Source organism: Rhizobium sp. 768_B6_N1_8 (genome assembly GCF_051811225.1).
Classification (GTDB): Bacteria; Pseudomonadota; Alphaproteobacteria; order Rhizobiales; family Rhizobiaceae; genus Rhizobium.
This window is the reverse complement of sequence record NZ_JBPWPV010000002.1, coordinates 375,154-386,858: the sequence shown is the minus strand read 5'-3', so window position 1 is coordinate 386,858 and position 11,705 is coordinate 375,154. Positions and strand designations below refer to the sequence as shown.

The window sequence follows — 11,705 nt, the reverse complement described above, 5'->3', positions numbered from 1 at the left end:
TGCGGCTTCCGTAACAGTCGCGCCTTTCATCGCTGCGTCCAGGATCTCAAGGTCGCCACGAGATTTTCTGGCGTCTTAGCGGACACGAGCACGTTCAGACGAGATCACGTGGGATGCGACCAATCCTCAGAATCCGAAGTGGCTGAGTCTCGGTGACCGTCGGGCCTTCTTCCGAGCGGCCACTTAAAGGCGCGCTCTTCGGGCTTGATAGGGTGCTCGTTGATGCTGGCATGCCGAAATTTCATGAGGCCATCGGCGTCGAATTCCCAGTTCTCGTTGCAGTAAGCTCGGAAGCAGCTGTCGCTGTCGTCATTGAACTCACATGCGAAGCTCGGCGATCCGGTTCCCGGAAAATGCCCACAGTTCTTTGATCAAGCGGTATTCTAGTTCCCTCGCCCATTTGCGTGCAGGGAGAGCTTCGATCGCCGGGCGCCCAACGACGAACTTTGCGCGGTTCCGCCAATGGCTGTCGATGCAATGGGCCAAGGCGACCGTAGATGGGTCACGCGTGTTCCAGCGGTCCTCGGCCAGCCGCACCTTCTCGATCGCGAACTGCAACGTAAACGGAGGCAGGGGCGGACGGACATTTCTGGATCCTTTCGAACTTATCGGGTGTCCGTGGGCGGAGCGGCCTTCAAGAGAGCGATCTCGGCTTCCAGCTCCATTATCCGCGCGTCTCTTGTTTCGATCGCCTTCAGAACTTCGTCGGCCTCGAACCGGAGCGGAATGTGCTGCGGGCAGTTTGCATCCCAAGTCTCCACGTTGAACAGCATCACCTGCTCCGGCCTTGCCTGATATCCCTTTGGCATCAACTGCTCGAGCAGCTCCGCGTCGCCCTCGACCACACTGGCGGTGCCCCAGATCTTCACCCTCGATCGGCTACCGTAATCGATGAGAAAGAGCTGCGCCTTGTCATTGTCTACGAGGTTGCCCTGCGTGATGTATTGGCGGTTTCCGACATAGTCGACAAACCCGAGGGTCTTCTCGTTGATGACACGGAGGAAGCCCGGCGGACCGCCGCGATGCTGGATGTAAGGCTGGCAGTCCTTGTTCGCAGTAGCCATGAAGATGCTAATCTGCTTTTCGATGAAGTCCTTGAGTTCAGGCGTGATGGCTGTCGCCCAGCCGCCACGTTCCTCGATCCGAGCATAGGATCGGCGCGAGCCTTTTCGCTCCTGGATCTCCTTCACCGAGCGCGAAAAGGCAACATCGCTAGAGAAGTGCTTTCCGGTGTCCACGGCCGCCTGCCCTCCTTGTAGGATCGGCGGCCGGCGCCGCCGCGAGGAGTTTCCACTCAGACGCCTTCGTAGGCAAGTCGGGTGAACAGCGCCGGCGAGATCGCCCAGTTGCCGAAGACGGGGTCCCATTTCGCCGTGGGCTTCGCGGCGATCGTTTCTTCGGCGGTGCGTCCATCCTTCTTCAACTTGGCGACATTCTCCCGGATGCCGACGAGCATGTCCCGCCAGGCGATCAGGTCCTTCTTGTTGCCAATCTCGCCGTGGCCCGGAATGACGATCGTCTGGTCGTCCACCATCTTGACGTTCGCCTCCGCAGCCTGGATCTGCCCGTCGATGCTGCCGCCTGTCGAGTAGTCGATAAAGGGATATACGCCGTTCCAGAAGGTATCGGCCACATGGACGACGTTCGCCTCCTGGAAAAAGACAGAGATGTCGCTGTCGGTATGGGCCGGGCCATAATACTTCAGCTTGATCGTCTGACCGTTCTGCTTGAGCGTCTCCTCGTCGCCCTTCATCAGCATCGTGGGAAGCGCGCCCTTCGGCGACGCCGGGAAGTCGAAGTCCCAGTCCACGACACGCGTGGCGACGGCCAGATGCTTCAGCGAGTTCGGGTGGGCCATGATCATGGCGCCTTCCGAATTGAGCCATTCGTTGCCGTCGGTATGGTCGAAGTGCCAGTGCGAATTGATCAGGTGCTTGATCGGCTGCGGACCGAGATCAGCGAGGGCCTTCTCGATCTTCGGGCGCGTAGCCGTAATCCCGGCGTCGACAAGCAACTTGCCATCTTCGCCGACCAGAACACCCATGTTGCCGCCAGAACCCGAGAATGCGCTGATGCCACTCCGGAGGTTCGTCGTCGTGATGTCAGCAGCGGCCGCAGCCTCGCGGATCTGGACGACGAGGCTCTTGGCCGCGGCGAAGACTTCAGACGGAGTCAGCCATCCCCCCGTGGCAGCGAAGGTTGCGCCGCCGAGGCAGCAAAGGCAGAATCCACGTCGTGACAAATTGTAATCGTGCTTGTTCATTCTCCGCTCCATCTGTTTGGACAGTCACGCAAAAGGGCGCCACCACGCAGGGAGGCGTGCGTGGTGGCTAGGCCTCGATCTAATCCCGGCTGAGTTTTCGATCGAGGAAATCGTGAATGAGCGGTGCCATCTCCGGCAGCTTGTCCTCCAGGGCAAAGTGCCCCGTGTCGAGGAGATGCATCTCGGCATGCGGCAGGTCGCGAAGGTATGGCGATGCCCCGTCCGCAGGGAAGATCTTGTCGTTCTTGCCCCAGACGATCAGCGTCGGCGGCTTCCTTTCACGGAAGAATTTCTGGAATTCCGGATAGAGCGGGACGTTGGTGCCGTAGTCGTGGAAGAGGTCGAGCTGGATGTCGTTGTTGCCGGGACGATCGAGCAGCGGCTGATCATGGCCCCAGTTGTCGGGGTCGATGTGCGCGAGGTCGCTCATGCCGTCCGTATACTGGAATTTGGTGGTTTCCGGCTTGAAGAGAACCATCAGAGCTTGGCGGTTCTCGGGCGTATCGTTTTTCCAGTACGCCTTGATCGGGTCCCAGAACTCCTTCAGGCCCTCCTCGTACGCGTTGCCGTTCTGCACGATCAGGGCCGACACCCGGTCCGGATGCTTCAGCGCGAGGCGGTATCCGACCGGAGCGCCGTAATCCATGACGTACATGGCGTACTGTTTGATATCGAGCTTGCCGAGGAGACTATCGACGATGTCGGCGTAGTGCTGGAATGTGTATTCGAACTTGGTGTGATCGGGTGCGTCGCTCTGCCCGAAGCCGGGATAGTCCGGCGCGATCACGTGATACTTGTCCGCAAGGATCGGGACGAGGTTGCGGAACATGTGGGACGACGTCGGGAAGCCGTGCAGCAGGAGCACGACCGGAGCATCGGCAGGTCCTGCCTCGCGGTAGAAGACCTTTGTGCCGTCGATATCGACGGTATGATAGGTCACCTGCGGGACCACCAGCTTGTGTGTGACGGCAGCCTTCTTGGCGGCAAAGGATGCGGTCGGTACGGCCGTTGACGCAGATAGCGCGAATGCAAGTGCCAATACGGTCCGGCTCAAGATCATTCTGTTCATTTCAGCCTCCAGGGTGATGGTGAAATCAAATCGATCCAGGCCCTCGCAGAGCTCCAGTCGTTGTTAACTTGCTACGCTTGATGACCTTGGAGGACGAGCAAGTTGTCGTAAGGCGTGGTGAGTTCGCGTGAGACTTTATGAGGATGAAACTCGCCGACCCCCTCGATTTCCTAGACCTTGGTCTAGTTCCTCACGACCTTGTCCGAGGCCGAATGGACCTAAGGCGAATTGTTGCAGCTTAGAACCAGAGCTAGGCTTTCTCCGCAATCAGCAGTGCAGTGAACAATTGGAGCAGGCGGGGGGACAGCCATGCAAGTCCAGTTCAACGATACGCTCGAGCAGGCGGCACACGCACACACACCCAGGTATTCCGGCGAGGCATCCCGTGACGATCTGCACGGTTCCATTCGCTTCGGCCGCTTCTGCGCCCTACCGCATTCGCGTCAGCTTCTGATGGACGGGCGGCCGCAGGAGATCGGCGGACGCGCCTTCGATCTTCTTATGGTTCTACTCAAGTCGAATGGCGGCATCGTGAGCAAGGACGAGATCCTAAACGAGGTCTGGCCATCCATGGTGGTCGAGGAATGCAACCTCCGCTTCCAAATCAAATCGCTGAGACGTGCCTTGGGCAGTCACGGCGACATGATCAAGACCATCGTCAGACGAGGCTACATGCTGATCAGGGACGACATCCCCCGCGGCAGCATTCGGCCCGACGCGGTTCCCTTGCCAGCGGTACACGAAGTCGACACGCGAGCGATCACCAGACCAGAAGCGCCCTACATTGTCCTGATCGAGGATGACGAAAGCGTCCGCCGCGCGATTTCGACCCTTCTTCGGTCGGTCGGCCTCACCGTCGCCGCGTTTGATTCCGTCAAAGCCTATCAGGAAAGTGGACGCTCCCCCCAACCAGACTGCCTGATCCTCGACGTCTGCCTTCCCGGTCGGAGCGGCCTGGACTTCCAGGCGGACCTTCTGCAGACGGGAATTCGCTACCCCATCATCTTTATCAGTGGAAATGCAGACGTTCAGATGTCGGTCCGCGCGATGAAGGCTGGCGCGATCGAGTTCCTGACGAAGCCAGTGCGGCATCAGGATCTGCTCAGCGCGGTGGATATGGCTGTAAACGCTCTATAGTTTGACGCGATACTCGACATGCCGCTCGACGCATGTTTGCTCAAGCTCGCCATAAACCCGTATTGATGGACATCTTGTCTAGCGAAGCCACATCTTAATGGGCTTGATGGGTGTCCAGAGTTCCAGCTTGGTCTGCACTTCGGTTCCTTTGAGGCCGGTGCAAATATCGGAATGTTGTGTCCGTCGGCCCGCTCAAGGCCTAGATAAGGTGCGGTCTTCTGCCAGTACTGCTCCGTCAGCGTAAAACGCACGTTTCCATTCCGACGTTGGACCTTCATAGCTCAGCACGTGGCACAGCTGCTGCGGAACATTGAAAGAATCCATCGGCTGAAGAACCCTGGTGATTGCCGTCTGGATGATAAATCCCGACAGGCGACTTCGCGGGCGCGAGCGCAGACATCAACGGCAGTCCAAGCCATCTATCGAACCCCAGCTTCATGCTGCCTGCAACACCGCTGCCGCACCACTTCTCACAGCGCATCGCGACATCTCACAACATAGGTCTAGCACCGCGTAGTAGGTTTCTCTCAACGGAACACTGCTCTGCCGAATGCTGAGCGCCAAGCGGGACAAACCTTCAATGAAAAAGTGGCTGTCGAGTTCAGTAATGGTCGCGGCTCTCGTGGTGAGCCATTACGCAATGGCGGCGTCGAAGGCCACGATCGTGCTCGTCCACGGAGCTTTCGCGGAATCAGCGAGCTGGGACGGCGTCGCCGCCAAGCTGGTGAAGGATGGGTTTCCAGTCATCGCGGTGGCCAATCCGCTGCGGGGATTGAAATACGACTCCGACTACGTCTCGGCGGTCCTGAAGTCCATCGACGGGCCTGTCGTCCTGGTTGGTCATTCATATGGCGGCTCAGTGATCACGGACGTCGCGGTCGAAGGAACGAACGTCAAGTCTCTCGTCTTCGTGGCAGGCCTCGCGCCGGACACTGGTGAGAGTGCGGGCGGTCTTGGCAAGAAGTTCCCCACCGGGACACTCGGCGACGCTCTTGCTCCCCCCGTCCTCCAACCGGATGGCAAGCATGATCTCTACATCTTGCAGAGCAAGTTCTGGAAGCAGTTCGCCGCGGACGTCCCGGAGCAGCAGGCGGCGCTGATGGGTGCTGAACAGCGCCCGGTCACGGCCGAGGCTCTCAACGATCCTTCCGGAGATCCGTCCTGGAAGAAGCTGCCCTCGCGTTTCATCTACGGAACAGCCGACAAGAACATCCCGAGTGAGCTTCACGAGTTTATGGCTAAGCGGGCGGGAGCGAAGGAGACGGTCGGCGTGAAGGGCGCGTCACACGTAGTGATGATCTCCCATCCCGATCTGGTGTCCGCGATGATCGAGCGGGCCGCGGCCGCCAAATAGCAGCACGACCATCACATCAATTCGCGCCCTTTCGAGAGGAGCAGCCGATGCAGACCGATATCGCCATCAAGGTGAGCTTGGGCCGGATACGTGACGTTTTCGAAACCATCGACGACTGCCTGCATGTCGAGCACTTCAGCGTGACAGACCCGAACATCTCGCTAGCGAAGCTGACGCGTGAGAACGGCAATCGCGCGATTACGACCTCGCTGGGTTCCGGTGTCGGTACGTTCGTCGTCGCGGCCCGAGACTCCGAGCTTCGTCTCGAGCAGAAGGGCCACGTCCTGTTTCAAGGAGTGATGATCGAAGATAGCGTGACCTTCGTCGAAGGTCCGGATCCAATCGCCGTCGAACTCCAGTCCGACGCCTGCCTGTACGTACTCACCTTTCTGCGAAAGCCTTATCAAGGCCCATGTCCCGTCGTCGGCGGAAGGTTCAACATTCGCGATATCCGCCTGGCGGAGCTGATTGGCGAGATTTCAGAAAGCTCGCCGGCGCGGCGATGTGAACTCACGCGGGACTTCTCTCGGCTGGCGTTCGAACACTACCAGTCACTGCCGCGGGTTCATCCCCTCTCGGCATGGCGACTGAACCGGGTGAGACGCTACGCGGAGTCGCGCCTTGATCGGCGAATATCTCTGGAGGAACTGGCCGACGTCGCAGGATTTTCGCGCGCGCATTTCGCGGCTACGTTCAAGGCAGCCACCTCGATGAGCGCACATGAATTCCTCTTACGGATGCGAATTCAGGCCGCCGCCAGATTGCTCGCTTGCACCAATCTGTCCCTCGTGGAGATCGCACTTCAGACGGGGTTTCAGAACCAGCCCCATTTCACAACGGTCTTCCGCAAGATCACCTCGGTCACGCCGGGAAAATGGCGGGCATCGCGCCGGGCAGCTAGTCTGGCGAGCGTGACGGACGCATTGGTCGGCGCCAGCACGGTCATCGAACATCAGGCTCAACCCGACGGATTCCTGCCGCACGATCTTCATTGAAGTCGGCTCGTAGCAGCGAAATGCAGCATCTGACACCATGGAAGGAAGTGAATCATGTCGCGAATACCTATCCCTGCAACTCTCGAAGTCGCTCCGGAAGCTTCCAAACCCACGCTCGAGGCGATCAAGAAGCAGATCGGGGCCTTGCCTAACGTGTTCCGGATGATGTCGAACAGTCCCGCCGTCCTGGAAGCCTACGCCGCCCTCAATGGCGCGCTCGGCAAGGGGAAGCTCGATAAGAAGATCCGCGAACGGATCGCGCTGGCCATCGCCCAGATCAACGGCTGCGAATACTGCCTCGCAGCGCACACATACACGGGGACCCATGTGGCGAAGTTGAGCCTGGAGGAGATCCTCGCGGCTCGCCGCGGCGGGTCATCAGAAGCGAAGGCCGACGCTGCTGTGAAGTTTGCCGTCAGGGTCGCCGAAGCCCGAGGCGCTGTCTCCACCGAGGAAGTCGAGGCAGTAAAGGCGGCGGGATTCGACGACGGCGAGCTGTTGGAAATCGTGGCTCACGTCGCCGCGAGCACCTTCACGAACTACATGAACGAGGTCTTCAAGACCGATGTGGATTTCCCGAAGGTCGACCGTCAGGCCGCCTGAGATCCTCTGCCCCGTCAAGTGAAACCGCCTGACGGGGCTTACGCTTGCAAACATTTGCCTCACCAAGAAAACAGACCCTCGCGGCGGGGAAAGCGCGAGGGTCTGTTCTTCGGGCATCGCGGCCTGAGAGGGTACAGGCGGCGCGGGGGCATGGCGGGTCCGCGTGCGATCGCCCTTGGACGTCGAATCCTTTCTACCTACTTCCTTTCGTGGATCACGAAACTGACCGTCTGGGCCGTGATCACGTGATGGTTCGGATCGGCAAGCTCAACGATGACCTTGTGTTCTCCAGCCGAAAGTCCGACGATGATTATTGTCTCGCCGCTGGCATCGACGAAGTGCCATGGAAGATCGTCTACAGTGATGTGGACATGCCCAATCCGTGGAGAAACCTGTAGCGCGCCTTTACCGAAGACCGGGACGATGCGTACGTTCTCCGCCCGGTACTGGATAAATACGAGACCTCGCGACAGAGGCTCCGGGAGCGGTGGATCGACGATGAGGATCGGCTCAGGTTCGTTCTCTATGCCGATAAGCGGCGATGGACCACGGATCTCGCGGGCGCTCGGCCTCAGGGGATACCCATCCGTCATGACGGCTCTCCAAGCTCATTGCCTCGATGGTGGCGTTTGGACAGATGAGCCGTCCTCCACACCGCCCATTGTCCGTCTGGAAGCCGATAAAGTCGAACGAGATGGCGTGAGATGCGGTGTGATGTGGTTGGAAAAGCCGTCCGCCGAAGCAGTCTACGGAGTTTCAGCCAACGCAGTCCTGATGGCGTCGAGAAGATCCGCGGGATTGACGGGCTTCAGGAAGATTTTGATAGCGCCCGAATTGCGGGCCCGATCGCCGACGGCGACATCCGAATGCGCGGTGATAAGGATTGAGGGTATGGTGATCGCCATCCCGGAAAGCTTGTCCAATAAATCCAATCCTGAAATGCCGCCAAGCTGTATGTCCGTCACCAGACAGGACGCGCTCTGAAGATCCGAAGAAGCGAGGAAATCTTCCGCCGAAGCAAACGCTGCAACCCGCATTCCCGAAGCACGCAGCAGTCCTCGGAGAGCGTCGCGAACTGGTTCGTCGTCCTCGACGCAAACCACGAGAGAGGACTGTGGAGCTTCAACCATTGACCGATCCTTTTTTGTAATCCTATGATCGCGTCAGCATGCTCACAATGCGACTTATGTCTGGAAAAAATGCCAGGAACCTAGCCTTTGGTCGAGATCTCTCGCCGCTCGTCTAGGTCGAGTAGATCAAAGTGACGTACGAGTTCCGGTAGCGTCTGGACATGCATCTTCTGCATGACGTTTCCTCGGTGCAACTTGACCGTCGCTTCCGTGATGCCCAGCGCCGCGGAGATCTGCTTGTTGCGTTGGCCTTCCACGACAAGGATCAAAACCTCCTGCTCACGCTTGGACAGCTTTTCGAAGTCTGCCCGAACATTCGCCGCTGCTTCCTCCTTCATCGTGGAGCGACTGTCTCGCTTCAGCGCCGAATGAACAGCATCCAGGAGATCCTGTTCGCGGACTGGTTTCGTCAGGAATTCCACGGCGCCAGCCTTCATCGCCCTAACCGCGATCGGCACGTCGGCATGGCCGCTCATGAAGATCACTGGACGGTGGAACCCACCAGCCCTCACCTCCTCGTAGAACTCAATTCCGCTTTGACCCGGGAGGCGGACGTCAAGGATCATGCAGCCGACATTTGCCAACTGCCCCTTGGACGAGAACTCTGTCGCTGACGAAAATGCGGCAACGTTGAATCTCATCGAACGCAACAGGCCCAAAAGCGATTCCCGGACGCCCGCATCGTCTTCAATCACGACGACCAGCGCCGAGGCGTCTTCACGTTGCTTCTGGTTCATGATCCCCCCTTGCATACGGTATCGTGAATTCGAAGACCGTTCCCCCTGACGCCAACGGCTGTGCCGAAAGCGTCCCGCTATGCGCCTCGATTATCGACCGACAGATCGCCAGCCCCATGCCGGTCCCCTCCGGCTTGGTGGAGAAGAATGCTTCGAAAATATGCTCTGACGCAATGGGGTCGAGACCATGGCCGTTGTCCTCCACCCGAACCGCCAGATGGGAACCGAGGTCCACGCTCATCACGTTGATCGTCCTCCCATGCGCGGTTTCCGTCATCGCCTCTGCCGCGTTGAGTATGAGGTTTAGGAGCACCTGCTGAAGCTGAACCTTGTCTCCTCGGATCGCGCCGACGGTCGGCGACAACGAGACGGATGCGTTGATCTGACGGCTGCGAAGTTCGCTTCGCATCATCGTCAGGACGTCGCCAACGACTTCGTTGATATCGACCATCGCGATCGAGGGACGCGAGTTGCGGGCCATGTTGCGAACGTTCAAAAGGAGGTCTCCCGCCCGTTTTCCTTCCCTGACGATCCGTTCCGCTGCGACCTTCGCTTCCTCCAGGTCGGGTTCCGGACGGCTGAGCCAGCTCAGACAGGTTGCCGCGTTCGTGACGATGGCCATGAGCGGCTGGTTCATTTCGTGGGCGATGCTCACGGTTACGGCGCCCATTGCCGTCAGGCGGTTCATTCTGACGACGTCGGCCTGGGCCTTCCTGAGCGCCTCCTCACCGTTCACGCGATCCGTCAGATCGATGATCGCCCCGAACACCTCGGGCTCCTGCTCGGGGTCCGGCTCGACGCGGGTCATACAGTGGACATGCTTGATCGAACCGTCCGGTGTCAGCAGCCGGAATTCGGCCTCCCATGGGTCACGGTCACGTATAACCTTTTCTAAGTTTTTTTCGATGCGCTCGCGGTCGTCCGGATGGACCCTCGTCATCACCGCTTCGTGAGTCAAAGGCAGGGCCGGATCGAGACAGAATATGTTGTAGGTCTCTGCCGACCACATGGCCTCGCCTTTCAAAGGCTTGATATGGAAGCTTCCGACGTGACTGAGCATCTGTGCTTCGGCAAGCGATGCCTGCGCCCGCTGGGCCTCAGCCAGGGTGGTGCGTATGCGCTCCTCGGCCCGCTTCGATTCCGTGATGTCGATAATCGTTCCGATGTATTCGCTACGGTTGCCGTTCTCGTCGGCGATCAGACGCCCGCGACCATGGACGAAGCGCACTTCGCCGTCTGGCATGACGATCCTGTGGGACACGTTCAGGTCATGGCCCGAAAGCATGTCTTCGTAGGCACCGTCAAACAGCGGGAGGTCATCGGGGTGCACCTTGGACCTCAAGTCCCCGGCGTTTATGGTCTCCTGCTCAAGTCCGACGATACGCGCGCATTCAAGCGAACATGAGAAAGTGTCAGTCGAGGCATCCCACGACCATGTGCCCGACTGGACCATCCTTTGCCCCTCTGCAAGAGCGGCGCGGCTCTTCGCCAGTTCGAACTGGGTTCGCTTCAAGTCGTCGATGTCGGCGTTCACTCCGTACCATTTTCGGATGGTGCCATCGTCGTTGAAATGTGGGACCGCTCTGAGCATGAAATACCTGGCCACTCCGTCGTGCCGCAATATGCGCGCCTCGATGCCACCCGGCTTCCCGGTAACGAGAAGCTCGGTCCACGCCTTGATTACCTTTTCGACATCGTCCGGGTGGAAGGAGGCAAGGAAGCCCAGTCCAAGCGCATCCTCGCGGCTAATTCCCGTGTACTCGTGCCATTGGCTGCTCGCTTCCTGAAGTTCCCCGCCAGGGCCGCCCACCCAGGTCAAAGCCGGGATCATGTCGAGATTCCGCCTCAACTCGCACTCGACTTGAACAGCGTCCTCGCGAGCCGATCCAAATTCTTCCCGTAGGTCGTCCGGACCGTGCGACGTTGAGAAAGCCGATGAAAGCCATTCAAGCTGCTCGATGAGATCGGCGGATGGCAAATCCTCATGGATTACGTACAGAGCTCCCTCCGACCGATGTCGGAGATCAACCGGGATGCAGACTATCCAGCCGCCCTTCGCGCCGTGGACAACGGCGGTGGTGGATTTCGTTGCAATAACTTGACGAATGACCCCTTGGTCGAGGTCCGATAGGGCCTCTCGGGTGTTGGAGGCCTGACTAACGGCGGTTTTACCGTCAATCCAGCGGGCCACGGCGATCACAGCAAACTCGGCTCGCTCGACCTGCACCAGATAAACTGCGGCTCCGGTTGCGGAGCGCAATGCAGCCGCCAAGAACTGACGAACATCGCGGCCCAGCGCGGGGTCACCGTCCGCCGACTCCGAAACTGGTTGCTCCGAGAGATCGTTCATGATGCGAATGCTCCGCGCTCAAGTAGCGAGATGCTATGCCTGCGGAGCAGGGAAAGCCAGACCCGGA

General features: G+C 59.2%; 11 protein-coding genes and 1 pseudogene. 4 read left to right on the top strand and 8 right to left on the bottom strand.

Annotated elements, in window-relative coordinates:
- Positions 1-126: 126 nt before the first annotated feature.
- The 4 genes and pseudogenes from AB8B33_RS26055 to AB8B33_RS26040 all read right to left on the bottom strand — a co-directional run bounded on the left by AB8B33_RS26055 (position 127) and on the right by AB8B33_RS26040 (position 3,332).
- Positions 127-609 (bottom strand): annotated as a pseudogene (locus AB8B33_RS26055) (DUF1348 family protein).
- Positions 606-1,238, bottom strand: a complete 633-nt coding sequence (locus AB8B33_RS26050; protein WP_439017578.1) for a pyridoxamine 5'-phosphate oxidase family protein — start codon at positions 1,236-1,238, stop codon at positions 606-608. Before AB8B33_RS26050 ends, AB8B33_RS26055 begins: the two are co-directional and overlap by 4 nt.
- A 56-nt stretch (positions 1,239-1,294) precedes the next feature.
- Entirely contained in the window at positions 1,295-2,263 is a 969-nt protein-coding gene (locus AB8B33_RS26045; protein WP_439017577.1) for an MBL fold metallo-hydrolase, read from the bottom strand.
- A gap of 79 nt (positions 2,264-2,342) precedes the next feature.
- On the bottom strand, positions 2,343-3,332 hold the full coding sequence (locus AB8B33_RS26040; protein ID WP_439017576.1) for an alpha/beta fold hydrolase: 990 nt from the start codon (positions 3,330-3,332) through the stop codon (positions 2,343-2,345).
- A 309-nt stretch (positions 3,333-3,641) separates the two neighbouring features.
- Between AB8B33_RS26040 and AB8B33_RS26035 the strand changes: the two genes are divergently transcribed.
- The 4 genes from AB8B33_RS26035 (at position 3,642) to AB8B33_RS26020 (ending at position 7,421) form a co-directional block, all read left to right on the top strand.
- Positions 3,642-4,469 carry a response regulator gene (locus tag AB8B33_RS26035; protein WP_439017575.1) on the top strand — a complete coding sequence of 276 codons (828 nt, stop codon included), beginning with the start codon at positions 3,642-3,644 and terminating at the stop codon, positions 4,467-4,469.
- A 580-nt stretch (positions 4,470-5,049) separates the two neighbouring features.
- On the top strand, positions 5,050-5,823 hold the full coding sequence (locus AB8B33_RS26030) for an alpha/beta fold hydrolase (protein WP_439017574.1): 774 nt from the start codon (positions 5,050-5,052) through the stop codon (positions 5,821-5,823).
- 47 nt (positions 5,824-5,870) lie between these two features.
- A complete protein-coding gene (locus tag AB8B33_RS26025) occupies positions 5,871-6,818 on the top strand; it encodes a helix-turn-helix domain-containing protein (protein ID WP_439017573.1) in 948 nt (315 codons plus the stop codon).
- Positions 6,819-6,872: 54 nt separating this feature from the next.
- The gene (locus AB8B33_RS26020; protein WP_439017572.1) at positions 6,873-7,421 is read left to right on the top strand and encodes a carboxymuconolactone decarboxylase family protein; all 549 of its coding nucleotides are present in this window, start codon (positions 6,873-6,875) and stop codon (positions 7,419-7,421) included.
- 197 nt (positions 7,422-7,618) lie between these two features.
- Here the strand turns inward: AB8B33_RS26020 and AB8B33_RS26015 are convergent, their stop codons facing one another.
- The 4 genes from AB8B33_RS26015 to AB8B33_RS26000 form a co-directional block, all read right to left on the bottom strand.
- A complete protein-coding gene (locus tag AB8B33_RS26015; RefSeq protein ID WP_439017571.1) occupies positions 7,619-8,014 on the bottom strand; it encodes a DUF6130 family protein in 396 nt (131 codons plus the stop codon).
- 153 nt (positions 8,015-8,167) lie between these two features.
- Positions 8,168-8,551 carry a response regulator transcription factor gene (locus tag AB8B33_RS26010; RefSeq protein ID WP_439017570.1) on the bottom strand — a complete coding sequence of 128 codons (384 nt, stop codon included), beginning with the start codon at positions 8,549-8,551 and terminating at the stop codon, positions 8,168-8,170.
- A gap of 80 nt (positions 8,552-8,631) precedes the next feature.
- Entirely contained in the window at positions 8,632-9,288 is a 657-nt protein-coding gene (locus tag AB8B33_RS26005) for a response regulator transcription factor (RefSeq protein ID WP_439017569.1), read from the bottom strand.
- The gene (locus tag AB8B33_RS26000; protein ID WP_439017568.1) at positions 9,269-11,638 is read right to left on the bottom strand and encodes a PAS domain-containing sensor histidine kinase; all 2,370 of its coding nucleotides are present in this window, start codon (positions 11,636-11,638) and stop codon (positions 9,269-9,271) included. The genes AB8B33_RS26005 and AB8B33_RS26000 overlap by 20 nt, the downstream gene beginning before the upstream one ends.
- Positions 11,639-11,705 lie beyond the last annotated feature (67 nt).